Annotated in this window: 22 protein-coding genes and 1 riboswitch; of the genes, 8 read left to right on the forward strand and 14 right to left on the reverse strand. The window is 45.4% G+C overall.

Annotated features, from left to right (window positions below; all coding sequences use genetic code 11):
* The first annotated feature begins 211 nt into the window (after positions 1-211).
* The 4 genes from dbpA to G517_RS0100440 all read left to right on the forward strand — a co-directional run bounded on the left by dbpA (position 212) and on the right by G517_RS0100440 (position 4,472).
* A complete protein-coding gene (gene dbpA, locus G517_RS0100425; RefSeq protein WP_028302750.1) occupies positions 212-1,597 on the forward strand; it encodes an ATP-dependent RNA helicase DbpA in 1,386 nt (461 codons plus the stop codon).
* 146 nt (positions 1,598-1,743) lie between these two features.
* Positions 1,744-2,856, forward strand: a complete 1,113-nt coding sequence (locus G517_RS0100430) for a BamA/TamA family outer membrane protein (RefSeq protein WP_028302751.1) — start codon at positions 1,744-1,746, stop codon at positions 2,854-2,856.
* A gap of 107 nt (positions 2,857-2,963) precedes the next feature.
* On the forward strand, positions 2,964-3,635 hold the full coding sequence (locus G517_RS0100435; protein ID WP_028302752.1) for an energy-coupling factor ABC transporter permease: 672 nt from the start codon (positions 2,964-2,966) through the stop codon (positions 3,633-3,635).
* A 54-nt stretch (positions 3,636-3,689) separates the two neighbouring features.
* A riboswitch (yybP-ykoY riboswitch) is annotated at positions 3,690-3,801 on the forward strand.
* A 47-nt stretch (positions 3,802-3,848) separates the two neighbouring features.
* The gene (locus tag G517_RS0100440; protein ID WP_245543155.1) at positions 3,849-4,472 is read left to right on the forward strand and encodes a TMEM165/GDT1 family protein; all 624 of its coding nucleotides are present in this window, start codon (positions 3,849-3,851) and stop codon (positions 4,470-4,472) included.
* A 70-nt stretch (positions 4,473-4,542) separates the two neighbouring features.
* On the opposite strand, the gene G517_RS0100445 is transcribed toward G517_RS0100440, so the two are convergent.
* Together G517_RS0100445 and G517_RS17165 are read right to left on the reverse strand one after the other, a co-directional pair.
* On the reverse strand, positions 4,543-5,091 hold the full coding sequence (locus tag G517_RS0100445; protein WP_028302754.1) for a response regulator transcription factor: 549 nt from the start codon (positions 5,089-5,091) through the stop codon (positions 4,543-4,545).
* A 13-nt stretch (positions 5,092-5,104) separates the two neighbouring features.
* Positions 5,105-6,424: an ATP-binding protein gene (locus tag G517_RS17165; RefSeq protein ID WP_051205773.1), complete on the reverse strand. Its 1,320-nt coding sequence runs from the start codon at positions 6,422-6,424 to the stop codon at positions 5,105-5,107.
* A gap of 229 nt (positions 6,425-6,653) precedes the next feature.
* On the opposite strand from G517_RS17165, the gene G517_RS17170 reads away from it, so the two are divergent.
* Entirely contained in the window at positions 6,654-7,190 is a 537-nt protein-coding gene (locus G517_RS17170; protein ID WP_036589967.1) for a DUF3833 domain-containing protein, read from the forward strand.
* 14 nt (positions 7,191-7,204) lie between these two features.
* Here the strand turns inward: G517_RS17170 and G517_RS0100460 are convergent, their stop codons facing one another.
* On the reverse strand, positions 7,205-8,845 hold the full coding sequence (locus G517_RS0100460) for a sensor domain-containing diguanylate cyclase (RefSeq protein ID WP_084631988.1): 1,641 nt from the start codon (positions 8,843-8,845) through the stop codon (positions 7,205-7,207).
* 565 nt (positions 8,846-9,410) lie between these two features.
* Between G517_RS0100460 and G517_RS0100465 the strand changes: the two genes are divergently transcribed.
* The gene (locus G517_RS0100465; RefSeq protein WP_028302756.1) at positions 9,411-9,845 is read left to right on the forward strand and encodes a cytochrome b562; all 435 of its coding nucleotides are present in this window, start codon (positions 9,411-9,413) and stop codon (positions 9,843-9,845) included.
* Positions 9,846-9,980: 135 nt separating this feature from the next.
* On the opposite strand, the gene G517_RS0100470 is transcribed toward G517_RS0100465, so the two are convergent.
* The 8 genes from G517_RS0100470 to G517_RS0100510 all read right to left on the reverse strand — a co-directional run bounded on the left by G517_RS0100470 (position 9,981) and on the right by G517_RS0100510 (position 19,244).
* Positions 9,981-10,544 (reverse strand): hypothetical protein, encoded by a 564-nt coding sequence (locus tag G517_RS0100470; RefSeq protein ID WP_028302757.1) that lies wholly within the window; start codon positions 10,542-10,544, stop codon positions 9,981-9,983.
* Between the two features lie 176 nt (positions 10,545-10,720).
* Positions 10,721-12,316 (reverse strand): isocitrate lyase, encoded by a 1,596-nt coding sequence (locus tag G517_RS0100480; RefSeq protein WP_028302758.1) that lies wholly within the window; start codon positions 12,314-12,316, stop codon positions 10,721-10,723.
* A gap of 689 nt (positions 12,317-13,005) precedes the next feature.
* On the reverse strand, positions 13,006-14,175 hold the full coding sequence (locus tag G517_RS0100485) for a cupin domain-containing protein (RefSeq protein ID WP_028302759.1): 1,170 nt from the start codon (positions 14,173-14,175) through the stop codon (positions 13,006-13,008).
* Between the two features lie 143 nt (positions 14,176-14,318).
* On the reverse strand, positions 14,319-15,686 hold the full coding sequence (gene purB / locus G517_RS0100490) for an adenylosuccinate lyase (RefSeq protein ID WP_028302760.1): 1,368 nt from the start codon (positions 15,684-15,686) through the stop codon (positions 14,319-14,321).
* Between the two features lie 161 nt (positions 15,687-15,847).
* Positions 15,848-16,474, reverse strand: a complete 627-nt coding sequence (gene hflD, locus G517_RS0100495; RefSeq protein WP_028302761.1) for a high frequency lysogenization protein HflD — start codon at positions 16,472-16,474, stop codon at positions 15,848-15,850.
* Positions 16,475-16,540: 66 nt separating this feature from the next.
* A complete protein-coding gene (gene mnmA / locus G517_RS17175; RefSeq protein ID WP_084631989.1) occupies positions 16,541-17,740 on the reverse strand; it encodes a tRNA 2-thiouridine(34) synthase MnmA in 1,200 nt (399 codons plus the stop codon).
* A gap of 253 nt (positions 17,741-17,993) precedes the next feature.
* Positions 17,994-18,473, reverse strand: a complete 480-nt coding sequence (locus G517_RS0100505; RefSeq protein WP_028302762.1) for an NUDIX hydrolase — start codon at positions 18,471-18,473, stop codon at positions 17,994-17,996.
* Between the two features lie 84 nt (positions 18,474-18,557).
* The gene (locus tag G517_RS0100510; RefSeq protein ID WP_028302763.1) at positions 18,558-19,244 is read right to left on the reverse strand and encodes a pseudouridine synthase; all 687 of its coding nucleotides are present in this window, start codon (positions 19,242-19,244) and stop codon (positions 18,558-18,560) included.
* A gap of 501 nt (positions 19,245-19,745) precedes the next feature.
* On the opposite strand from G517_RS0100510, the gene clpS reads away from it, so the two are divergent.
* Complete coding sequence (gene clpS / locus G517_RS0100515) at positions 19,746-20,108, forward strand: ATP-dependent Clp protease adapter ClpS (RefSeq protein WP_028302764.1); 363 nt, start codon at positions 19,746-19,748, stop codon at positions 20,106-20,108.
* Positions 20,109-20,181: 73 nt separating this feature from the next.
* On the forward strand, positions 20,182-22,461 hold the full coding sequence (gene clpA / locus G517_RS0100520; RefSeq protein WP_028302765.1) for an ATP-dependent Clp protease ATP-binding subunit ClpA: 2,280 nt from the start codon (positions 20,182-20,184) through the stop codon (positions 22,459-22,461).
* 144 nt (positions 22,462-22,605) lie between these two features.
* On the opposite strand, the gene infA is transcribed toward clpA, so the two are convergent.
* The 3 genes from infA to aat all read right to left on the reverse strand — a co-directional run bounded on the left by infA (position 22,606) and on the right by aat (position 24,634).
* Complete coding sequence (gene infA, locus G517_RS0100525; protein ID WP_028302766.1) at positions 22,606-22,824, reverse strand: translation initiation factor IF-1; 219 nt, start codon at positions 22,822-22,824, stop codon at positions 22,606-22,608.
* 329 nt (positions 22,825-23,153) lie between these two features.
* Positions 23,154-23,903 (reverse strand): arginyltransferase, encoded by a 750-nt coding sequence (locus tag G517_RS0100530; protein ID WP_028302767.1) that lies wholly within the window; start codon positions 23,901-23,903, stop codon positions 23,154-23,156.
* The gene (gene aat / locus G517_RS17180; RefSeq protein ID WP_051205775.1) at positions 23,900-24,634 is read right to left on the reverse strand and encodes a leucyl/phenylalanyl-tRNA--protein transferase; all 735 of its coding nucleotides are present in this window, start codon (positions 24,632-24,634) and stop codon (positions 23,900-23,902) included. The genes G517_RS0100530 and aat overlap by 4 nt, the downstream gene beginning before the upstream one ends.
* Between the last annotated feature and the right edge of the window lie 81 nt (positions 24,635-24,715).

Below are 24,715 nucleotides of genomic sequence, written 5' to 3' on the forward strand. Positions count from 1 at the left end.
ATCTAAACAATATAAGTAATTTGATTAATTAGTAGATCATTTAGCTCGCCCTGAAAGCCCCATCATCCCTAGCCGCTCTATTACGCCATAAGATCACGATTACCCATCAGCCCTTGTTATACTGTTTATCATTGAGTGTTATACTGCCCACCATTGAGTCAGCCTAATAACAGGCTTGGCCACCCTCTATATTTATTTAGTTGAGATCTCCGTGACTGATAGTGCCTTTTCCAGCCTTAATCTGCCGACCGCCCAAGTACAAAACCTAACTGATTTGGGTTATGTGCGTATGACCCCTATTCAAGAAAAAAGCTTACCGCTAATTCTTGAGGGTAAAGACCTAATCGCCAAAGCCAAAACCGGTAGTGGTAAAACCGCCGCCTTCGGTATCGGCTTGTTGGAAAAGCTGAATGTGCGTTCTTTCGCCTGCCAAACGCTTGTTATGTGCCCGACTCGGGAACTGGCCGGACAAGTCGCCAAAGAGCTGCGTAAACTAGCTCGCTATCAGCACAACATTAAAATCATAACCCTGTGTGGCGGTATGCCAATTGGCCCACAAATTGGTTCATTAGAGCATGGTACTCATATTGTTGTGGGTACGCCGGGGCGTATTCAAGATCATCTGCGTAAGGGCACGTTGGATTTAAGTCGTGTGAATACGGTCGTACTGGATGAAGCTGATCGTATGTTGGATATGGGCTTTGCGGAATCAATGGAAGGCATTTTAGAACAAACACCTGCACAGCGCCAAACCCTGCTATTCTCTGCGACCTATCCCGACACCATCAAAAAAATCAGCAGCCGCTACCAGAATAAGCCGGTGATGGTTGAAGCGGAATCCATACAATCCCCACTGAATATCAGTCAGAAATTCTACTCGGTAGAACGTGGCGCAGAAAAAGAAGACTTACTTCTGCAAGTGCTAGGGCATTATCAGCCAGAACACGCCGTGATCTTCTGCAACACCAAACAAACCTGTGCCGATTTAGCCGCCATGCTAAAAGATCAGCATTATTATGCTCAGGAACTGCACGGTGATATGGAACAGCGTGACCGTGATCAGGTGTTGATTAAATTTGCGAACCGAAGCACTCACGTACTGATCGCCACCGATGTCGCCGCACGAGGCTTAGATATTGATGACCTACCGATGGTTATCAACTTTGACCTAACCCGAGACTCCGAAGTACATGTACACCGTATCGGTCGTACTGGACGCGCGGGAAAATCAGGTCTAGCCATCAGCCTGTATACCGAAAAAGAGAGCTATAAGCTAGCCGATATCGCCGATCAGATGCAGGTAGAGATTAAGCCTTCCAGCAGTGATGAGCTGCATGATGGGGATATGAGCGGCCACCGCGAACCTAGCATGGTAACCCTCGCCATTGATGGCGGCAAAAGAAGCAAAGTCCGCCCCGGTGATCTACTCGGCGCACTGACCAGTGCCGGTGGCATTAGCGGTAGCCAAGTGGGAAAAATTGACATTAACGACTTTAACGCCTACGTCGCTGTCGAGCGCAGCGTTGCCAAACAGGCACTTAACCATTTAACGGAAAGCCCGATTAAAGGCCGTAAGTTTAAAGTACGTCGCGTGTAAGTTTTTTAACCTGATGATAAGCCCGCCTTAAAGCGGGCTTTTTTGTGGTTTTCAAAAGCACATAGGCCTTTTAACTAACGTCGTGCACTAATAGAATGGCAGCCACGTAGTATTAGGATCTGACCACCAAAAGGAATTCACCACTCATGTTTCTCTCTATATCTGCAGCAACTGCACGCATTATAACCATAGCTTCGGCAACAGCTATATTGGCAAGCACCTATGTCCTCGCTGAAGAGTCTGAGCGTATTGTTATTCCTATCGCGTTTAGCACGCCGGATACAGGTTTTGCAGGTGGGGCCGCGATTATATGGGTTATACCGAATCCAGAGGCAGGAGAAAATAAAAACGACACCGCTCGCACCTTTGGTTTTATTTCCCAGAAAGGGCAAGTAATGCTGGCTCTAAGTTCGAGCCTTTATCGTAGTAACGGTAATTTGCTGTTAGAGCCATCAATATCCTTGGGTAAATCATTTGATTCTAGTTATGGTTTTGGTAGTGATAGTAAGGCCTCTTCCGAAGAAAATTATCAATCTAAGTTTATCGATATTCGTTTTAAATCCGGCTGGAGTGTATTACCAAACAGCTACCTTGGCCCACAGGTACAGCTGAAAACTCTTGAATACACCGATTTATCAGAAGCCACCCAGCTTAAAGGAGTTCTTGCCGATAATGGCGAGTCACTTGATTCTCTCCAAGTAGGCCTTGGTATTCAGTTAAAGCGAGATACTCGCAACAGTAGTTTTTATAGCCAGAGTGGCGTGTTTAGTGAAGCAAGCTTGATGCGTTACGATACATCCTGGGGGAGTGATTATGACTTCACCAAATTTGAGCTGGAGCACCGTCGCTTTATTTCTCTAGATACGGTTTCTGTACTGGCTTTCCAAGGCAGTATTAAAGCCGCTAGCGGCCAAGTGCCTTTTGATAGCCTACCGTCCCTTGGGGGTGCTAAAAGTTTACGGGGAGTACTGCAAGATCGTTATCGTGATGAGCTAGCACTTTCAGGCCAAGTTGAATGGCGTCGAATTTTGAATGATAGTTGGGGTATGGCAATGTTTGCAGGCTTGGGAGATGTCTTTCCTTCGGCGAATGAGATAACCGCCTCTGAATTAAAATACGCCGTTGGCGTAGGTGGTCGATACTCCCTAAGTAAAGAACAGCGTATTAATCTGAGACTCGATTTAGGTTATAGCGATGCTCTAGGTAATGCTGAAGCTGACGGTTTCAATATTTATTTCCAAGTGGGCGAAGCCTTTTAGCTAGGTTAGGCGGTTTGGTGTTGACTTTCTAGCATCATTATTAAATGACTATGTTGCGCGACTGAAACCTATGACTAAAATCCACTACCGAGACGACAAAGGACACTATGAATTTTTCATCATCAGGCATCGATAGTTTATGGATAGGAGTGGCAAGCGGTATCGCTTTGCTTGCGATTATTCAAGCGCTTCGTCATGCTCAGTGGAAACAACTCTTTGCTGACCAAGAATTCCAACACCTGTATCTTGGTGCAACGGTCTTTGTCACGCTCCTGTGGCAATTAAAAGCAGACATTACGCCACTGGTTAGTTTGCACTTTTTAATGGCGATGACGCTAACCGTTATGTTTCGATGGCCCTTTGCACTATTAGCCTCAGTATTGGCCCTTACAGGATTAACCTGGACAGGTAAGGCACCATTCGAGCTTTTTGGTGTTAATGTACTCATCTCCGCCGTTGTCCCCATCGCCGCCAGCCACTTTATTTATCGCTGGGTTGATGAGAAGCTGCCGAATAATTTCTTTGTGGTGCTTTTTGTCGGATGCTTTTTTGGTAGCGCAATAACGGCCTTGGCGTCAGGTCTTTCATTGATGCTAATTCTTTGGCTTGGTTCTTCCGATTATGATTTCGCCCGTATCTCCAGCGAGTATTTTCTTTTTCTCCCGGTGATCCTGCCCCCTGAAGCCGTGGTTAATGGTATGTTGCTAAGCTCTTTAATGGTATTTAAACCCCAGTGGACCCAAAGTTTTGATTATCACCGTTACTTTGATGATCAGTAAAAGCCGATAATCCAAAGTAATAGATATTGGTAAACCGCGCTCTTTTTGATATTATCTGCGCCGTCCCGGGGGAGTAGTCGCTCTTCTATACGCAGAGGTTTACATCAACATAGTTGGCCCCCACGGCCATGGTGTAGACAGTAATATTGAATCGCCAATATTGCCTGACGAGACCTGTGACACAACATGCTGAACCGAGGCCGGAGCAGCGTGATGTGTCATAGTGTTTATTCTCTACCGGCCTCTAAAGTGAATCATGTGGATGCTTTTCTTTTTTCTACTTTATCAGTTGCTTTCGCAGAAATTGGCGATAAAACACAACTGCTTTCCTTCTTATTGATTTCTCGTTTTCGTAAACCTTGGCCGATTATCTGGGGTATTTTGGTAGCAACTTTAGCCAACCACGGTATTGCAGCATGGTTAGGTGCGTATGCAGCGGACTGGCTTACCGGAGAATGGTTAAACTGGGTTGTTGGTGGTTCGTTTATTGCGGTAGGTCTTTGGATTTTAATCCCCGACAAAATAGATGACGATAACGGGAGTTCTTTTGACCAATACGGCGCTTTTGTGGCGACATTAATATTGTTCTTTATTGCAGAGATTGGCGATAAAACACAGGTTGCGACCGTTATTCTTGGCGCTCAGTTTGAATCGCTGTTTTGGGTCGTGATAGGAACAACCGTTGGTATGATGCTGGCGAATGTTCCTGTCGTTGCTATTGGCCATTTAGCCGTGGATAAACTCCCGTTAAAATGGATTCGCCTAGGGGCCAGCTCGGTATTTATTGCTCTGGGTTTGTGGGTTGCTCTAGTAGAACAGGCGTTAATGTCGCCTTAAGACACCCCCTTAGCCTAGACGGCTTCTTTCATTATCGAAAGCCGTCTTTGTTAATACGTTTCAAACAGCTCTATTCACGAACAGGGCGTTTTTGTAGTTTGCGCTGCAAGGTGCGCCGATGCATACCTAACTGACGGGCGGTGGCTGAAATATTGCCATCGTTCTCGTTGAGCACCTTCTGAATATGCTCCCATGTCAGGCGGTTCACACTCATAGGTTTGTCTGCAATAGCATGATCTGGATTAGCGCTTGTTTGTTGAAGTGCCGCTAAAATCTCATCGGTATCCACGGGTTTTGGCAGGTAGTTAACAGCACCTAATTTAATCGCTTCCACAGCGGTGGCAATACTAGAGTAACCCGTCAAGATAATGACTTTGCACTCTGGCGCAAGCTCCAATAGACGAGGCAGTAGAATTAAACCCGTATCACCTTCCATCTTAAGGTCAAGGGTGGCAAACGCCGGTTTATGCTGTTCGATAAGGGGTAACGCGGCTTCGGCGGAATCCGCAACAAGCGTTTGATATCCGCGACGCGTCAAAGAGCGTGACATCACCTGAGTAAAAACAGGATCGTCATCCACAATCAGAAAAATATTATTCTGTAGGGGTTGGCTGCTCATTGCCGGTATCCTCTTATTTTAATGGTGGAAGATGTTCTGTCAGATGTTCGGGAAGATGCTTGAGTAGCGGAAGAGTAACTTCGGTTAAGGTACCGCCCTCTTTGTTCGATGCTTGGCCTAAGGCAGTATCTGCACTTTTCATATTATACAGTCGCACCGTCCCCTTAAACCGGTTAATTGTAGCGTGGGTCAAAAATAGACCAATGCCCATACCTTCCTCTTTTGTACTGACAAACGTTTCACCCAGCTGACTGGCTACATCTGGATCAATGCCGGGACCGTAATCTCGAATACGGAGAATACACTCAGCCCCATGCCATCGAACCGTAATATCGACCTTATCAGGGCTTGCATCTGCAGCGTTATTTAATAGGTTCAACAATGCCTGTTCAAGGGTTTTATCACTTTCAATAAGCGGCATAGGTTCTATGGCGGGGCAGTCAAGGCTGAACTTAATACTAGGCCTTAACACTTTCCAATCATCAATAATAGGGGTTATAAAATGGCATATAGGAATACAAGTGATTTTATCAATTTCAGCCTGCTGGGTTAATAATTGCAGCTTAGCCTTGCAACGGTCAACCTGCTGACGCATTAGGGCTAAATCATCCTGCAACATCAAATCATCAGGGTACTCTCGGCTAAGGTCCTTCAGCATAACAGCGAGAGTTGATAAAGGCGTGCCTAGCTCATGGGCCGTCCCTGCGGCTTGAGTTGCAACCGCTAGAATTTGTTCATCCCTCAATACTTTTTCTCGAACATCCCCAAGCATCTTTTCCCGATGACGCAATGTGTGGGCCATTTTAAAAACAAAGGTTGTGATTAAGCCGGTAGAAAGTAGAAAGTTAAGCCACATGCCCAGTAAGTGTAAATTAATACCCGCCCCGACATGGGTTAACTCTGGCACGACAATATAAAACTGCATTAGGAAGGTGTAAGAGCTCAGAATTGCAGCCGCAATAATCCACGTAAAAATCCAAGGTAACGTTGCAGCGCTAATCGTTAGGGGTACGAGAAAATAAGAGATAAAAGGATTGTTCGCACCACCAGAGTAATAAAAGAACAAGCTTAGGCCGATAATATCGGCCAACAAATGAAATAAATACTCTGAATCGGTCACTCGATAAGGTAACCCTAGACGCCACCACGTCAGCATATTCAGTCCAGCCATAACAATAATGACAAGAATGAGAGGCACCGCCAAGAGGTGAATTTTCAATACCTCGGTACCGATAATCACCGCCATAAGAAAGCCTGTCCATGCAATACCTCTAATTAGCGTTAAGCGGATCAAATTACGGCCCGGGGTTGAAAGTGGCAAGGGTTGATACATAAGGCGATAAGGCTCTTCACGAATAACGATAAACGGCGATAGCTGATACCAGAAATGGCATTAACACTCTGAATATAAAAAGAATATAAGAAGCATTATGCCCTTTTAGCATCGTAAACGGGAGCTTTTGCTTCGTAGCAAAATGTCGCAGGGCAATGAGTGAAATCAGTGATCTGGCTAGTCATGCCAAGCGTATAGAGATACAGATTCGACAAATGGCCACTCTGCTATGAACAACCATACTCATTCTATAGATGTGAGAAACAACGACCCTAGCGAACAATACTCTTGGTCGTTGGAGGAATACTTTCAGGGGAGAACCTATGCATGGGGCTTGTTTGAAGATCGCTTTGGCAAGGTAAGACGTCAGTTTACTGTTCAGGTTGATGGCCACTGGGACGGTGAAATCCTAACCCTTCATGAATATTTTCTTTATGACGACCAGGAGACAGAGACTCGAACATGGATCATCCATAAACATGACAATGCCTGCTATAAAGGGGCCTTTGGTGAGATTATTGGTGATGCAAAGGGACGAATTAAAGGTAACACCTTAAACTGGAAATACACCATGAATTTAAAAGTAGGCGAAAGAACATGGCGTGTTAACTTCGACGACCAAATGCTTCTGCAGCCCAACGGTATCATGATCAATCGTGCCACCATGAGTAAATGGGGCTTTGAACTGGGGCACGTGACGCTATTTTTTACCCCAGAGAAAATGCTTAGCGCACCGCCATTTCTATTGTCACCTAAGCAACCTTAAGCATCTACACCGCATTAGGCCTCAGCAATAGTAGACTCAAAAACAACACAGCGATTTCGCCCTTGATGCTTAGCCTCATAAAGAGCTTGGTCTGCTTGCTTTAAGATCTGCTTACTGGAACACAGCCCCTTGGTATAGCTGGAAATACCGATGGAAACATGAATAGAACCGATATTCGGTATAATCATCTGGGCAACTTGTTCCCGTAAACGCTCTGCAATAGGCAGTGCTGTCTCCGACAATAGTCCAGGCAAAATCAATACGAATTCTTCCCCCCCAGTTCTGGCAACAATATCCTGCTCTCGGCTAAGCTGTGTCATCGTTTCAGACAGTTTGATTAACGCTTTATCGCCAACGCTATGGCCGTAGGTATCATTCACTTTCTTAAAGTGGTCAATATCCAAAGCCAGCACCGAGAAAGGAGTGTGTTTAGCTTCAAGCTTGCTCAGCAACAGGTCAAGACTACGGCGGTTAAAAACACCTGTCAGGGGATCTGTTGAAGCATCATGGCGTAACTGACCAATCTGGGAGTGTAACAAGCCGATGCCTTTTAACATGGCCTGCTTTAACTCAGCACTTTCAAAATACCAAGACCGTACGTTGTTTAGCTTCAAATGAGTATTGGGCCGATCCATTGTTTTTGCGGTATCAGCCAACTGCTGCAATGGTCGAGCAATCATTCGAGCCAACAGCCATATCAATAGAAATGTCACAACGCTTAGGGGTAGCGTACGGTAAAGAACTTGCCCCATTAAGTCATCCAGAGAGGCTAATGTCGCGTTAACGGGTCGCTGAGTAACAACCCCCCAATTGGAAAGAGGTATAGGTGCATACCCTGCAAGCATCTCAACACCTTGACTATTAATCGTGGCTGTGGAGCCTTGCTTGCCATCCAGCACATAGTCAATAACACTATTATCATTAACGATAGAACCGATACGATGGCTGTCAGGATGGTAAATAATGCGTCGATCTTGATCCACAACATAAATATAGGAGCCGTCTTTATAGTAGTGAGTACCAAGCATATCATCAAGAATACTATGCTTCTTTAGATATATAGATCCCCCGACGTAACCGATATAGTTACTCTCTGTATCGTAAAGTGGGTGCGAAATAAAAATTAAAAGATTATTGCTTGCCGAAATATAAGGCGCACTAATTAAGGGGCGTTTCTCTTTAATGGCTTGCAGAGCCCCCTGTGATTTGAGTTGCCGGCCTTTAATGTCCAGCGTATCAGGGGAAGTCGATAGCACAAAACCCGTATTATTGGCGATAACGATCGAGTTAAAACTATCCGTCTGTAAGCGTAAGCGGTTCGCTTCGTTATCAAGATACTGGGAATCATAAATATGGAGCTGGATATTGCTGGCAGCATAGGCCAATTGCTGTTTAGCCGTACTCAAAAAGCGCCCTGTCGCAGAGGCGAGTTTAACAGCATAGGCGTAGTTACTATCAAGAGAGTGCTGGATCAGCTGCTTTTTTTGCACCTGATAATTGACGTAAAAGCCATTAAGTAAGGTTATCACTGTAGCGACGCAGGCTAAGACTAAAATAAGATGCCTTAAAGCCAACGTTTTATTTTTTAAGTGAAGGGCTTGTCTTTTTGTCGCTGCCGCTTGCTGGCTGAACCAAAGCGCAATAGATCTAAACATAATGAACTCTTCCCCTTTTTATAACGACTCGCACTAAGCCCTACCGTATCTCATCCATGAGCACCGCCTTAAATAAAAGCCTACCTAAAAGCTAGGCCATAAAAATTTAAGCCCCTGCCTCTATTTAAACCTTTGCCTCTATCTAAATTGATGAGTATCTCATTCATTAGAATGCAACACTCTTGCGGGCAACAAAACGCAGTATCATACCCCCTAGCGGGAGAAAAGCGAATGGTAATACCTATTTTTTGTGCGCTGCGATATATATCTCAACCCTTTCCCATTAGCCCCAGCCTCAAATTCAGCATTTAATGTTATAGATGCAGCGAGACAGTAAATCCGATGAGTTAATGGCAGGCTGGTGTCTATTTCTATTATTTAAAGATGGTGCGAGTTGATTTTTAGTCATATGGCCGCACTAAGATGGGATGCATTTTTTTGCATGTGATTGTTTGAGCAAATTTCAATACAGAACAGAAACAGTGTTTCTAATTAATATCTGTTATAACGTGATGAATTGAAAGTGCTTTTATGCCGCTTATATTAGAAAAGTAGGAAGACAACCATGATAAAAAGAATTCGCCGACTCATTTTTGCTACCAGCGCCACCTTGATGCTACTAACCAGTACAGAAGTATTTGCCCATGCCGAGCATTGTGAAGACACCGAACTTGGCGATCTAATGAAATCAATGAAAGATGATCTAAAGGGTTACGTCAAAGGCTTTAAACAATCCGACCAAAAGACCATGCAAAAGCATCTAAATGAGCTAATTGCTGACTCCAAAAATGCACGCACCCTGATGCCGCTTAAATACGAAAGCCAGTCGGAAACCTCAGTTAATATTGTGCGCTATCAGGAAGGAATGGATAAGCTTGTCGAACTACTATACGAGCTAAAGCAGGCCGGTGATGACAACAGTGCGATTAAGCCGCTGCTAGCCGAGGTTAAAAAGGCCTCTAAAAAAGGGCATGATGCTTTCCGTAAAGATTGTGACTAAGCCCAGACAAAACCGTCAAGGGGATTAAGCGCTTAAATAAGCCTTTAGCTTAACGTCATATTCCAGTAGGGCGCAGGTTGTACCTGCGCACCGCAAGGCTGTAAATCTCGTATAACGGTAGGTCGCCACACCAGATCAGTCGGCAACGATGCTCAGGCAAGCTCCATCAATATCCTCATCAATATACGCCATACCAAGCAGGGTTAAGTAGTCCATACGATCAGCTTTCATCAAGTCGATTTCAGGCACACCAAAGCCATTATTCTGATAGATACCGGCCAGATAGGCCATGTAGCGCTCCCCTTCACTAAGCAAGAGTAGGCTGGCAGCACCAACATCGGGTTTTACTCGGCTGTTCTGGGCTTCCGGTAGTGTTACCGCTAGAACAACAGGGGTTTCCTCGCCTTCAATACGTACGCTGCGGTTACGAACGGCTTGTTCGGCCCAGTAATACGCAAGCTCTTTACTGGGGGTCAGAAAAACAGGCTCCGTGGTTTCCGTGTAGTCATTACCAATGGTCGCCATCGTTTTTTTAGCTGCATCTCTTAAAGCCTGATCACCGGAACGCTTTAAGCCTTGCGCTGTAATGGCATCGACTAGCGCAGATGATGTCCCGTGATACCAAGTACGGCCGGTTATAAACCCTTGTTCGGTTAATTGTGTTTGAGCATCTTTAAGGAAGGCAGGTGTATTTGTCATATTCAAATCACTTAGTCAGTTTAAGGTGAAAGCAGCTTGCCATTCTAACGTAGAAAATCTGTTTATAAAAAAAGGCGACACCTTATTGCAAGGGGCCGCCTTTTATTTCAAGCCGTACCGTCAATCTGATGATCACTTGAGCGATCATCAGATTGCGTACTTAAAGCCTGTTCAACTTAGTTGAACTGGTTAGAGGTGTTTTTCGCACCGCCCGCTTTAAGCGCTGCTTCACCGGCGTAGTATTCTTTGTGATCATCACCCATGTCAGAACCGGACATGTTCTGGTGTTTCACACAAGCGATACCTTGACGGATCTCTTTACGCTGTACACCTTCAACATAACCCAGCATACCTGCGTCACCGAAGTACTCTTTAGCCAAATTGTCCACGGACAGTGCAGTGGTGTGGTACGTCGGCAGAGTGATCAGGTGATGGAATACGTTCGCTTCACGTGAGCAATCCGCTTGGAAGGTACGTACACGGGCATCAGCTTCAGCAGACAGCTCAGTGTCGTCATACTTAGCGTTCATTAGGTCTGCACGATCGTAGGCAGAAACGTCTTTACCCGCTTCAACCCATGCATCGTAAGCCTGCTGGCGGAAGTTCAGCGTCCAGTTGAAAGAAGGCGAGTTGTTGTAAACCAGTTTCGCATCAGGATGTACTTTACGTACGCCATCCATCATCTCTTTGATTTCATGAACCGTCGGTACAGCCGTTTCGATCCAAAGCAAATCTGCACCGGCATTAATCGCTTCGATACAGTCAAATACGCAACGCTCGTGGCCAGTACCCTGACGGAACTGATATAAACCAGAAGCTAGGCGCTTAGGACGAACCAGCTTACCATTACGGCTGATCAGTACGTCACCTTCAGCAGTATCTTCTGGAGCAACTTCTTCAACATCCAGGAAGGAGTTATATACGTCACCTTGATCACCTGGTTCACGTACAACAGCGATCTCTTTAGTTAGGCCGGCACCTTCAGAGTCAGTACGAGCAACGATCAGGCCATCATCAACACCTAGCTCTAAGAAGGCATAACGCAGAGCGCGTAGCTTAGCGTGGAAATCAGCGTGCGGTACGGTTACTTTACCGTCCTGGTGGCCACACTGCTTCTCATCAGCAACTTGGTTTTCGATCTGCAGGCAGCAAGCACCGGCTTCGATCATCTGCTTAGCCATTAGGTACGTTGCTTCAGCGTTACCAAAACCGGCATCGATATCGGCAATAATCGGTACAACGTGAGTTTCGTAGTTGTCGATTTTGTCTTGGATTTGTGCTTCCAGAGCAGAATCACCGGCTTCACGAGCCGCATCCAGTTCACGGAACAAACCACCCAATTCACGGGCATCCGCTTGACGTAGGAAGGTGTAAAGTTCTTTAACCAGAGCCGCTACCGTTGTCTTTTCGTGCATAGATTGGTCAGGAAGAGGACCAAACTCAGAACGTAGTGCCGCAACCATCCAGCCAGAAAGATATAGGTATTTACGTTCAGTTGTGCCGAAGTGTTTTTTGATAGAGATCAATTTTTGCTGACCTACAAAACCATGCCAGCAGCCTAGAGACTGGGTGTACTTGGCTTTATCTTTATCGAACTCAGCCATGTCACGACGCATGATGCCGGCAGTGTACTTAGCGATATCCAGACCTGTTTTGAATTTGTTCTGGGCACGCATACGTGCAACAGATTCTGGGTTGATCGCGTTCCAAGGAGAGCCGTTAGTTTCTTTCAGTTTTGCTACTGCGTCGATATCTTGAGTGTAAGTAGACATGCTTAATCCTCTACAGAGTGTGCCTGTTAGGTTTTGTTGCCTAAAGCATCCAAAGTTTGGTTATCAACTTTGTGCCTGAATGCTTAGGTATTCTTTGTTCTGCTTCGATGTGCCGTCAAAGCAGGCCATGTATATGTGCCTGCGATCATTTGTAAGCAAATTGTGTCGATCTTTCTTTGCTTGATCACATCAGCAATCGTTGCCGTCTTAAAAGATAGTGCCTTTAACTTTGGCTGAATAAGCCTAAGTTAAAATTTATCCAGCGCTTAAAACGAGCGTTTGCCGTTGGTGTGTTTTTACTATGCCTCAAGCAGCAAACCCTTTGCAAACGCTACTTTGGGCTATATAAGTCGTTGTAAAGAAACTACAAATTGATTCCTGTAGTCAGACTACCGTTTTAATCTATTTTGCATGCTGCACCGCACCAGTGTTGTAGTTTTACTTTCAAGAATGACCGTATGATGACGCCTATTTTCAACGTGATTATCACAGGATTGTCGACAATCTTAAGGTGTAACAAGAATAGAGCCTTGTCTTTTTTTAGGCACAGGGGAGTGATAGGCCATTTTAAGCCCATGTTTACGGGGTATTATCGTTTATTGCTTAATAGGGGAGAGGTAGATTTTGTTGATCTGTTTTAAGAGGTTAGTGACAGTCACAGGACGATCCCTGTGACTGTCTACAATGGTTTAGTCACTCAAATAAAGAGTACCACGATTTAACAGTTCCAAAATAATTCCGATAAAATCATTTGAAGATGAATATAATTCACTTTCGTCCAGAGATTTTTGCTCCGTTAAACGCAACAAAATCAGCTTATCGGCAACAGAAACATCAAATCCATCACCATCAGCGAATAATAAAAGGCCATTTTCTGCTTCAGAGAAGGCTAAACGACTACCTTCACTGATACAAATCACCACACCTTGAGCCATTTCTTTGATCAACTCAGCTTCCGTTAATGGTTTTTCTGCGGCAATAAGCTGGTCATGGTATTTGGGTTGTGTCATATAGCGGCCAAACCAAGCCTTAATCGTGGCTTCATTGGACAGTTTTTCCGTAATAATAGCCTTAACCCGTGCAATAGCCTCGTCACTAATCTCGCTGGTATGGGCCTGCAGTGTAAGGTCGGGGTCTTTATAACGGTCATCTTCGCACAGAGACTCACCAATAAAGTCCGCAAGCGACGTTACAATCTCGTCGGCAGAGGGCGCGCGAAAACCCACAGACCACGTCATGCAATCATCGGTTTGCGATACACCATAGTGGGCCAGTTGCGGCGGAAGATAGAGCAGGTCACCGGGTTCGCAGACAAAGGTTTCCATCGCATCAAATTCTTGCAAGATACGCAGAGCTACATCAGGAATAAATGGCGTTTTATCATCGGCAAAACCGCCGATTTGCCAGCGACGAGAGCCTTGGGCTTGCAGTAGGAAGACATCATAATAATCCAGATGTGGCCCAACACTCCCCTCTTTGGGCGCATAACTGATCATAATGTCATCAACTCGCCAGCTTGGGATAAAGTCGAAGGCTTCCATCAATGCCGCCACTTCTGGTACATAGTGATCAACCGCTTGTACCAGCAGTGTCCAATGGCTTTCAGGTAGACTGTTAAAACGATCCTCTTTAAAAGGGCCGTTCTCTAGGTGCCATTTTTCACCGTTTGGGCCAGTTTCCATCACCAAGCGAGACTCAACCTGCTCTTCCAGGGCAAGACCCGCTAGCTCATGCTCATCAATCGGGGATTCAAAGTCAGGAATCGCATTTTTGATAAACAAAGGCTTCTTCTGCCAGTAATCCCGCAGAAATTCTTCATAGCTGATAGAGCCCAGCAGGCTTTCAGGGAGTTGTAACATGATAGTGTCCAGATACTTGAATGATTTTGCCAAGATAACGTATGCGCTATAGAGAAACACAAGCCAAAGAAAAAGGCCCTGACAAATATCAGGGCCTTCTCTTGTAGGGTAAAGCGCCAGCGAATATAAGGTAAAAAAACCGCTTAGATAGCCTTAGCCTGATCGATAGCATTGCCGATGTAGTTATGCGGTGTTAGCTGCATCAACTCATCTTTGGCTTCCTGTGGCATATCCAGAGTTTGTACAAACTCTTGCAGCGTCTCTTTCGTGATCGCTTTACCACGGGTTAGCTCTTTCAGCTTCTCGTAGGGCTTTTCAATATTGTAACGACGCATAACGGTCTGAATCGGCTCAGCCAAGACTTCCCAGCTGTTTTCCAAGTCCGCATCCAAGCGCTCTGCATTGGTTTGCAGTTTGCTGATACCTTTCAAGGAAGACTGATACGCGATAAGCGATTGACCAAAACCAACCCCTAGGTTACGCAGAACCGTAGAATCGGTTAGGTCGCGCTGCCAGCGAGATACCGGTAGCTTAGCCGCCAAATGCTGCATAATTGCGTTTGCGATCCCCAAGTTGCCTTCAGAGTTTTCAAAGTCAATCGGGTTAACTTTATGGGGCATCGTCGAAGAACCAACTTCACCAGCAATCGTACGCTGCTTGAAGTAACCCAGAGAGATATAACCCCAAACATCACGATTAAAATCGATCAAGATAGTGTTAAAACGCGCAATAGCATCAAATAATTCTGCGATGTAATCGTGCGGTTCAATCTGAGTGGTGTAAGGGTTAAAGGTCAAGCCTAAGCTTTCCACAAAGACTTGAGCGTTGGTTTGCCAGTCGATTGCAGGGTAAGCCGATAGGTGAGCGTTATAATTACCAACGGCACCATTAATTTTACCCAGTAACTCTACGGCTTCAACTTGCTTGATTTGGCGTTGCAGGCGCGCGGCCACATTCGCCATCTCTTTACCAACAGTCGTAGGAGACGCGGTTTGGCCGTGGGTGCGAGACAGCATAGGTTGCTCAGCATTAGCTAAGGCAACGGCACGAATCGCTTCAACTACTTCCTTCATGCTCGGCAACATAACGTTGTCCAAAGCACCTTTTAACATCAGGGCGTGAGACAAGTTGTTGATGTCTTCAGAGGTACATGCGAAATGAACAAATTCAGTAATCGCTTGTAACTCAGCATTGGTTTCGATGCGCTCTTTGATAAAGTACTCAACCGCTTTTACATCGTGGTTGGTTGTACGTTCGATATCTTTAATACACTGAGCGTCGGCTTCGGAGAAGTTCGCCACAAGATCATTCAGTAACTGGTTAGCTTCTGCGCTTAATGCAGGTACTTCAGTGATTTGATCGTGATCGGCTAAACGCTGTAACCAGCGGATTTCAACTTCAACACGGGCACGGATCAGACCAAATTCACTCACCCAAGGGCGCAGGTCAGCGGTCTTAGAGCCGTAACGGCCATCAACGGGGGATATTGCGGTAAGACTGGAAAGCTGCATCGTTGTTACTGCTCTCTTAATAAGCGGATTTTGAGAAAGAGCCAATCATACCTGAAACAGAAGTTTATTACAGGCTAGATTGCTCTAATAATTTGCTGGAATAGTTTCTTTAACAAAACCAGTTCGTTCGTAGCAACTAAATATTTAGCTACTGGAAATTTCTAGTGGCGGGAAATCTCATCCAGTGCCCGTGAGATTTTCTTGCGGCCTAACAAAAGCTTCCAACGTCGGCCACCCAACTGATGCCAAAGAATCGCGGAGCGGATACCTGCAAACAATAGGGCGCGGACTTTTTCTGCGTTACTGTTTTGACGCAAAATATTAGGTTCGCCCTGCACTTGGATTCGGAAAGAGAAGGTGCTAATCGTATCTTGGTAGAGACTGGCAATATTGGCGATCACATTCTCATGGGTTGTTGAAAAATGATGGCTCTGTATTTTTACCTGTTCAAGCCGCTGACCAATGGCACTTAGCATCTGCGGATCTTTACGCAGGCGCTTTTCTAAATAGAGAATCGACATGGCATAGCGCAGTATATGGGCGGAGGTATCAGGCTCTTTATTAACAAAGCTCTGTAACGTTCGGATACCCAGAGCCATACCTTCCGTTGACCCACCATAAACCGCTAACGTGCTATCGGGAGAGGTTTCAATAATGCTGCCGATACTGGTTTCAAAGCTGTCTTGAGACACCATACCTTTATTGGAAAGCTGATGAACAAGCGCTGCGGCTTGAAAAACACCGGCTAATGCAAGAGCTTGTTCTTTATCCTGTTGGCTTGAACTCATAATCTTCTCTATTATTCCTATGGCCAGATTATCCCAGATGGCTCAAATTATGGCTGACAGCTTAGGTTATGGCTGGTCGCTATCTCGCTCATTATCACGCCAAGTTGCTTCAATAACAGCACCACCTAGACAAACATCATCCAGATAGAAAACAGCGGACTGCCCCGGCGTTACCGCCCGTTGAGGCTCATCAAAGATCACTTCAAACTGATTATCACCTAACGGTTTAACCAAGCAGGCCTGATCATCTTGGCGGTAGCGGGTTTTAGCTCGGCAGCGGAATTCACCCGTCACCGGAGGCTGACCGGCAACCCAGTCAACGCTTTCGGTTTTAAGGCCTCGGCTAAACAGTAAGGGATGATCCGTACCTTGAACAGCCGTTAGAATATTGTTATCAAGATCTTTACCGGCCACAAACCAAGGATCTTCGGAATACTCTTTTAGACCGCCAATCCCCAGCCCCTGACGCTGGCCAATGGTGTAATACATCAGGCCGCTGTGCTGACCAATAAGATGACCTTCTGGCGTACAGATATCCCCCGGTTGCGCGGGCAGATATTGCTGTAAAAAGTCTTTAAAGCGGCGCTCACCAATAAAACAGATACCGGTGCTATCTTTTTTACGGGCGGTGATCAATTCATGGGCTTCTGCGATACGCCGTACTTCAGGCTTTTCAATTTCGCCCACAGGAAACAGCGTTTTTCCGATCTCGTTATGGCCGACCGCATGAAGGAAGTAGCTTTGATCTTTGTTGTTATCCAGACCTTTTAACAGCGTGGCTTTACCGTCTTGTTCGCCCCGGCGAACATAATGACCGGTAGCGATTAGGTCTGCGCCCAAGGCTTCTGCGTATTCCAAAAAAGCCTTAAACTTAATCTCTTTATTACACAAAATATCAGGGTTAGGGGTGCGGCCTGCCTTGTACTCTTCCAAGAAATGTTCGAAGACATTATCCCAATATTCAGCGGCAAAGTTAGCTTTGTGCAGTTTAATACCGATGCGATCACACACCGCTTGAGCATCCGCTAAATCATCTTTAGCGGTGCAGTATTCCGTGCCATCATCCTCATCCCAGTTTTTCATAAACAGGCCTTCAACCTGATAACCCTGCTGCATCAATAAGACTGCGGATACGGATGAATCAACACCACCGGACATACCCACAATAACCTTGGTTTGGCTATTATCTTGAGAGGCTTTTACAGCGTCAGTCGCTGGTGTATCGGTTGTTGGCGCATGGTTAGAAAAATGTTGGCTATGGGACATGATGCTTCACTAATCGGGTTGTTTGGGACGCTTTATCGCATAAGATTAAAAACGTATTGCACTGGATTAAAACGCAGCTCACTACTCATTAAAACGTAGTTCACTACTACTCACTACTAGGTGGTTTAACATGAGCTTAACTTAAAAAAGTTAAGATTAATCAGTGTTTGAGCACAGTATTTTTTGGAGTAAAACCAAGCTCAACATTATACCGGATGTTGCTTCTAAGCGCAGTTAAAGTCGCTTAATCCGTCTACGCGTTATCTGCTTTAGCATGATCAAAATCCACAATTAAGTCTAACGGATAGTGTTTGCCTGCTCGAAAATCAGCAAAACATTTAAGCACCGCTACACTGCGCATTTTATCTTCCTGTTCAAGCAATTGTTCCCATGTTAGCCAATGTGCATCAATGATACCTGTATCGAGAGCGGCCTCAGGGTGATGCGCCACCGGTTCAGCAATAAAGCAATGCCGATGATAGGTCAGCTGTTCCGACGCCTTATTGATATACAGCCCCATATAACCGGTAACGCGCACTTCCCAGCGCGTTTCTTCTAGGGTTTCACGGACAGCGGCCTCAATCAGGCTTTCATCTTTCTCAATGTGCCCCGCCGGTTGGTTAAATACAGGGCGGCCTTGGCTCCACTCTTCAACCAACAAAAAGCGATTATCTTTAACGACAACGGTGGCGACGGTGCAGTTGGGTTTCCAGACATCATTGCGTGAAAGCATAGAATTCCTTGAGTATAAAACACTGCGATAAGACTCATCGATCGCAGTAGGCAATGGTTAATTGAACATAAATTGCTAAATTATTCAGCGATTACGGGGCTTTTTAAAGATATTAGGGCGCTTAGTCGATTTTTCACCTGTTGAAGCTAAACTTCTTGGTTTTCTCGCCTGCGATACTGTTTTTCTAGGGGGCTTTTTTGTATTTTTCTTCGGGCTGTTAACAACCGGAAGGTTAACCTCTAGCACGTTAACCTCACCACTTTCTATGCCCTCTAAAGACCAATGACCAATACGAGTGCGGATCAAACGAAGCGTAGGAAAACCAACCGCAGCACTCATACGGCGCACTTGTCGATTACGGCCTTCACTAATAATCAACTCAACCCAGCTTGTTGGAATACTTTCCCGCTTTCGTACCGGAGGGTTACGCTCGGCAATGTTTGGCGGGGCAATTTTTCGAGCCTTGGCCGGGCGGGTTGGGCCATCCTTAAGCTCGACCCCTTGACGCAATTGCTGCAACGCCTCCTCTGTTACCGTACCCTCCACTTGAATCACATAGGTTTTCGGCAACTTCATATCCGGCGACGCGATTCGGTGTTGCAGCTTGCCATCATCCGTTAGCAGCAAAAGACCTTCTGAATCATAATCCAAACGCCCAGCCGGATAGATACCCGACGTAGAAATAAAATCGGCAAGCGTCGCACGACCTTCAGAGTCGGTAAATTGAGATAATACTTGGAAAGGTTTATTAAACAGAAAAAGCCGACTCATAGTTAAGGATGGTCCTTTTTAGCGTCAATTGGATATCAAAATCGTCAGGGAAAAGCGTGATCTATAGTACAACCAAGATAGATAATACAACCTAGAAGTGAGCAGATGCCAGGGATGAGAGGAACTGGAAAAAGCAACAAGCAGCCAAGAAGTACACGCCAAACAACCGGAGCAGGAGTTATACATGCTAGAGTTGAGGCTTAACTATGAGGGCTGTGTCTTTTCAATCTTTCAACAATTTTTCCTTACTTTTGCTTTATAACAAGATTATCAGCCCCATAATAGAAGTAGAAGGGTGCTAAACGTTGAAAGAAACTGAAGGGTATAAGGGTTTAAAAAAACTGAAACGTTAGAATTCTGACTCCATCACAAGAGCCTAAAATGATGAATTTTGTCTTTGTGAATGATTTATAAACTTGAGTTTAATGAAGACAGTGCTTATTTTTCTAACTAATGTGTCATTTAAACTAAACTTAGAAATAGAGGATTAGCGGTACTGCTATGACAGATCTTTTTTTCACCATCGTTAATCAGGACGAACACTCAGATCCTTTTCAGGACGACGGTGACAGCGGAGTAGCCGTTGCTCCCTCAAAACCTGAACTTCAGCGTCCATCCATGTACAAAGTAGTGATGCTGAACGATGACTACACACCGATGGAGTTTGTTGTTGAAGTGCTCTCCGTATTTTTCAATATGGATGAGGAGAAAGCCACGCAGGTCATGCTGGCAGTGCATACTCAAGGCAAGGGTGTGTGCGGAATTTTTACCAAGGATATTGCTGAAACCAAATGTGCCCAAGTAAATCAATGTTCAAGAGAACATGAACATCCGTTGATGTGTGATATTGAGCAGGCCGATTGATTAAGGCCTCGCGGGCTGATACCAGAATTCAGGGCCGATACTAAAAAATAGAGCGGCAAGAGAGGGTAGTCTCATGTTAAGCAAAGACCTCGAATCAACATTAAACGCTGCATTCACCGTAGCGCGCAGTAAACGTCATGAATTTATGACGGTAGAGCATTTACTTCTGGCATTGCTAGATAATGACTCTGCATCACGCGTGCTTCAGGCTTGCGGTGCCAATATGAATAAGCTGCGCATCGAGCTGCAGGACTTTATCAACTCGACGACGCCTCTAATTCCTGATGATCAACTTGAACGTGAAACCCAGCCTACTCTAGGCTTTCAGCGTGTACTGCAGCGTGCTGTTTTTCATGTGCAATCTTCCGGTAACAGCGAAGTAACCGGTGCCAATGTACTGGTCGCGATCTTTAGCGAACAGGAAAGCCAAGCGGTTTACTTCCTACGTCAACAAAATGTGGCTCGGGTGGACGCGGTTAACTATATCTCCCATGGTATCTCTAAAGTGTCCGGCCATGATATGCCGATGGAGCAAGAGCAGGGCCATGAAGAGACTGAAGATGGTACTCAAGAAGGCAGTGCAAACAATCCATTAACCAGCTACTCCACCAATCTCAATGAACAGGCCCGCCTAGGTCGAATCGACCCTTTAATTGGTCGTGAGCATGAGGTTGAACGTGTTATTCAGATTTTAGCGCGTCGTCGCAAAAACAACCCCTTGCTAGTGGGTGAGGCGGGCGTAGGTAAAACCGCCATCGCGGAAGGTTTAGCAAAACGCATTATTGATGGCGAAGTCCCCGATGTTATTGAAGAGAGCATCGTTTATTCCCTTGATATGGGCGCGTTGTTAGCTGGTACAAAATACCGTGGTGACTTTGAAAAACGCCTAAAAGCGTTGCTCGGCGAGCTAAAAAAACAACCCCATGCCATTCTGTTTATTGATGAAATTCATACTATTATCGGTGCCGGTGCCGCTTCTGGCGGTGTGATGGATGCATCGAATCTACTAAAACCCTTGCTTAGCTCCGGTGAGATTCGCTGTATTGGCTCGACAACCTTCCAAGAATTCCGAGGCATCTTTGAGAAAGATCGTGCTCTGGCTCGACGCTTCCAAAAAGTGGATGTAATGGAACCATCGGTTGATGACACCATTGCGATTCTTAAGGGTCTGCGTAGCCGGTTTGAGAAACACCATGAACTCAGCTACACCAACGAAGCACTAGAAGCCGCTGCTAAGCTGGCTGATCGTTATATTAATGATCGCCATATGCCAGATAAAGCCATTGATGTTATTGATGAGGCTGGCGCTTATCAGCGTCTGCTGCCCGTCGATCAACGGGTGGATACCATTGATGTGCCGCAAGTTGAAGCCGTTGTGGCCCAGATTGCTCGTATTCCACCAAAAAGTGTTACGACCTCTGATAAAAAAGTGCTTCTGGATCTGGAGAAGAATCTACAGATGTTGGTGTTTGGTCAGGATAATGCCATTACATCCCTGTCAAATGCGATTAAGCTTTCCCGTGCTGGACTGAAATCCGTTGAAAAACCGATAGGTTCCTTCCTATTTGCAGGGCCGACAGGGGTGGGTAAAACTGAAGTCAGCAAACAGCTGGCTAATATCATGGGCATCGAACTGATTCGCTTTGATATGTCGGAATATATGGAACGTCATACGGTTTCACGCTTAATTGGCGCGCCCCCTGGCTATGTTGGCTATGATCAAGGCGGCCTACTGACCGAAGCTGTGACGAAGAATCCGCACTGCGTTCTTTTACTGGATGAGATTGAAAAAGCGCACCCTGAAGTCTTCAACCTGCTACTGCAGGTTATGGATCACGGTACGCTAACCGATAACAATGGCCGCAAAGCAGACTTCCGTAATGTTGTTCTCATTATGACAACCAATGCGGGTGCTGAGGCGATCAGTCGCCGCTCTATTGGCTTCTCACATCAGGATCACAGTACGGATGGTATGGAAGCTCTGCGGAAAACCTTTACGCCAGAATTCCGTAACCGCCTAGATGGTGTTATTCAATTCTCGGCACTGAACTTTGAGATGATTCGCAACGTGGTTGATAAGTTCCTGGTGGAACTGCAAGCACAGCTGGATGAGAAAAAAGTACAGTTGGTACTGGATGATGACGTGAAATACTGGTTAGCGGAAAATGGCTATGATCCAGAGATGGGCGCTCGCCCAATGGCGCGCTTAATCCAAGAGAAGATCAAGAAGCCGTTAGCAGAAATTATTCTATTCGGTGATCTATCAGAAACCGGCGGCGGAGAAGTACATGTCTCCCTCGACGATAATGGCGAGATTGTACTAGAAGCTGAAAAAACAGGTGAAATGGCGTAACCCGCGCCAGCTCAGAAAAAAAGCTCTGTTTAGGCAGGGCTTTTTTTTGCCCTGTTTTAATTCAACCAAAAGCTTTAACGTTAGCCCAGATATGAAAAAACCCAGCAATTGCTGGGTTCTCCTAAAACTGTACCGCCGGTTATATTAACGAGCGCGGTAAACGATACGACCTTTAGTTAGGTCGTAAGGCGTCAGTTCCACTTTAACCTTGTCGCCAGTCAGGATGCGGATGTAGTTTTTACGCATCTTGCCGGAAATATGGGCAGTTACAATGTGACCGTTTTCCAGTTCTACACGGAACATTGTGTTTGGCAGCGTGTCAACCACAGTGCCTTCCATTTCAATAGATTCTTCTTTTGCCATGCAGGAATTACCTCGGGTTCTTCTGCTGTACTTAATGCCATGCTCACTTTAGCTAGGCTAGCTAATTTGTTAGAGCATTGAATGCGAATAATTGAGTGCTGCTAAGCTCAGTGGTAAATCGGATGACGCCACACACAAACGCCACACAAACAAATAAGCGCGCGTATTTTGCCTTATTTTCTCTCTCTAATCAAAAGTTCCCAGTAAAAAGCTAAAAAAAGAGTGAGAGAAAGGTCAATTGCCACTAATTTAGGCAGTTCAGTCCCTTTATTTCAGAACATTTGGTGCCAAAAAGATCATCCAACGGTATTACTCATTAAAGTTGTTCATTAAGATCCGTGCTCATCATCAATAAAAGTCACGGGATGCCAATGATGATCTTTTAACTGCTCTAAGGGCTGGTATTCGGTTTTGTAACTCATTTTATGACAGTTCTCAATCCAATATCCCAAATAAACGTAGGGTAAATGGTGAACTCTGGCATGTAGAATCAACCATAATACCACGAATACCCCTAATGAACGGCGTGTTAGATCAGGATCAAAGAATGTATAAATAGCCGACAGACCGTCGCTTAGGGTATCCATGGCGGATACCGCCACGAGCGTGCCCTCTGAGTCTCGAAATTCGACTAGATGAGCAAAGTTTTTATCCAAATTGAGAAACGACTTGTACTGCTCTTCTGAAGGCGGGTACATATCTCCATCGGAATGACGCTCATTAATATAACGCTCGTATAAAGCGTAATGATCTTCTCTAAAGCGTGCAGGCATCACCTTCGCTTTCAAATCTTTATTACGGTTTAATGCCTTACGATGCTTACGCTTTAACTGAAAGCTTTCCGTCGGCACTCGCACAGAAATACAAGCATTACAGCCCTTACAGTTAGGGCGGTAAAGGTGTTTACCACTTCGACGAAAACCTACTAAGGTGAGCAAATCATAAACTTGCCGAGTAACCGGTTGTTCTGGGTCTAAAAATAACGAGGTTGCTATGTGATCATCTAAATAGCTGCAATCATGAGGCACAGTCATATAAAAACGCAGTTGAGGTTCTATAAAGGGCGTATCGCTACTCAAAGCACAGACTCCTTAATGCGTTGTTCCAAACACCAGAGTTCAGGTGATGTTGATTCCAGTGGCATCGCTACATTGGCATATTCTGCAAGATAACCAAGAAAAACCTGCCTTTCGATCTCTTTAGCACCGAAACTAGCTAAGTGATCAGTGTAAACCTGACAGTCGATTAGCTCAAACTTCCATGCCTTTAGCTGCTCAACTAGATGGACAAAGGCAACCTTGGATGCATCCGTTGCTTTAGCAAACATCGACTCACCACAAAAAATACGTCCAATAGCAACACCATAAAGGCCACCAACTAATTGTCCGTCTTGCCACGCTTCAACAGAGTGCGCATATCCAGCGTGGTGTAGCGCTAAATAAGCTTGGCGCATTTCTGGTGTTAGCCAAGATTCTTCGGTGTAATTTCTTGCTGCTGCACAACCTTCTAAAACGGATTTAAAATCCTGATCAAAGGTAATATCGTATAATTGCTTGCGGAGTGTTTTTTTTAAGCTGCGTCGCACCTTGAACTCCGCTGGCAAAATCACCATGCGTGGGCTAGGAGACCACCAAAGAATTGGCTCTCCTGGATTGAACCACGGGAAAATACCGCTTTGGTAGGCATGTAGTAACCAATGGGCATTCAACTGCCCACCAAAGGCTAACAAGCCTGGGGGATCGCTTAAAGCCTCATCTACCGATGGAAATAACGGGGGTTGCTCGGGGTCGAGCCAGGGCAGTTCTATCATAAAAACAGCTCATTCATAGGTTTTTGGATGCCTTCGTTTTGCTTCTCTCTTCGCTAAGGTATTATAAGGCCATAATTCAAT

It is taken from the genome of Oceanospirillum maris DSM 6286 (assembly GCF_000422865.1).
Taxonomy (GTDB): Bacteria; Pseudomonadota; Gammaproteobacteria; order Pseudomonadales; family Halomonadaceae; genus Oceanospirillum; species Oceanospirillum maris.

Bases quoted from the DNA above. Each gene is read 5' to 3' on its own strand.
- clpA (WP_028302765.1), top strand. From the start codon at position 20,182: ATGTTAAGCAAAGACCTCGAATCAACATTAAACGCTGCATTCACCGTA.
- G517_RS17165 (WP_051205773.1), bottom strand. From the start codon at position 6,424: ATGTATCAACCCTTGCCACTTTCAACCCCGGGCCGTAATTTGATCCGC.
- mnmA (WP_084631989.1), bottom strand. From the start codon at position 17,740: ATGTCCCATAGCCAACATTTTTCTAACCATGCGCCAACAACCGATACA.
- purB (WP_028302760.1), bottom strand. From the start codon at position 15,686: ATGCAGCTTTCCAGTCTTACCGCAATATCCCCCGTTGATGGCCGTTAC.
- G517_RS17170 (WP_036589967.1), top strand. From the start codon at position 6,654: ATGAACAACCATACTCATTCTATAGATGTGAGAAACAACGACCCTAGC.
- G517_RS0100505 (WP_028302762.1), bottom strand. From the start codon at position 18,473: ATGCTTTCACGCAATGATGTCTGGAAACCCAACTGCACCGTCGCCACC.
- G517_RS0100445 (WP_028302754.1), bottom strand. From the start codon at position 5,091: ATGAGCAGCCAACCCCTACAGAATAATATTTTTCTGATTGTGGATGAC.
- infA (WP_028302766.1), bottom strand. From the start codon at position 22,824: ATGGCAAAAGAAGAATCTATTGAAATGGAAGGCACTGTGGTTGACACG.
- G517_RS0100510 (WP_028302763.1), bottom strand. From the start codon at position 19,244: ATGAGTCGGCTTTTTCTGTTTAATAAACCTTTCCAAGTATTATCTCAA.
- G517_RS0100460 (WP_084631988.1), bottom strand. From the start codon at position 8,845: ATGTTTAGATCTATTGCGCTTTGGTTCAGCCAGCAAGCGGCAGCGACA.
- G517_RS0100435 (WP_028302752.1), top strand. From the start codon at position 2,964: ATGAATTTTTCATCATCAGGCATCGATAGTTTATGGATAGGAGTGGCA.
- clpS (WP_028302764.1), top strand. From the start codon at position 19,746: ATGACAGATCTTTTTTTCACCATCGTTAATCAGGACGAACACTCAGAT.
- G517_RS0100430 (WP_028302751.1), top strand. From the start codon at position 1,744: ATGTTTCTCTCTATATCTGCAGCAACTGCACGCATTATAACCATAGCT.
- G517_RS0100480 (WP_028302758.1), bottom strand. From the start codon at position 12,316: ATGTCTACTTACACTCAAGATATCGACGCAGTAGCAAAACTGAAAGAA.
- hflD (WP_028302761.1), bottom strand. From the start codon at position 16,474: ATGAGTTCAAGCCAACAGGATAAAGAACAAGCTCTTGCATTAGCCGGT.
- G517_RS0100485 (WP_028302759.1), bottom strand. From the start codon at position 14,175: ATGTTACAACTCCCTGAAAGCCTGCTGGGCTCTATCAGCTATGAAGAA.
- G517_RS0100440 (WP_245543155.1), top strand. From the start codon at position 3,849: ATGTGTCATAGTGTTTATTCTCTACCGGCCTCTAAAGTGAATCATGTG.
- aat (WP_051205775.1), bottom strand. From the start codon at position 24,634: ATGATAGAACTGCCCTGGCTCGACCCCGAGCAACCCCCGTTATTTCCA.
- G517_RS0100470 (WP_028302757.1), bottom strand. From the start codon at position 10,544: ATGACAAATACACCTGCCTTCCTTAAAGATGCTCAAACACAATTAACC.
- G517_RS0100465 (WP_028302756.1), top strand. From the start codon at position 9,411: ATGATAAAAAGAATTCGCCGACTCATTTTTGCTACCAGCGCCACCTTG.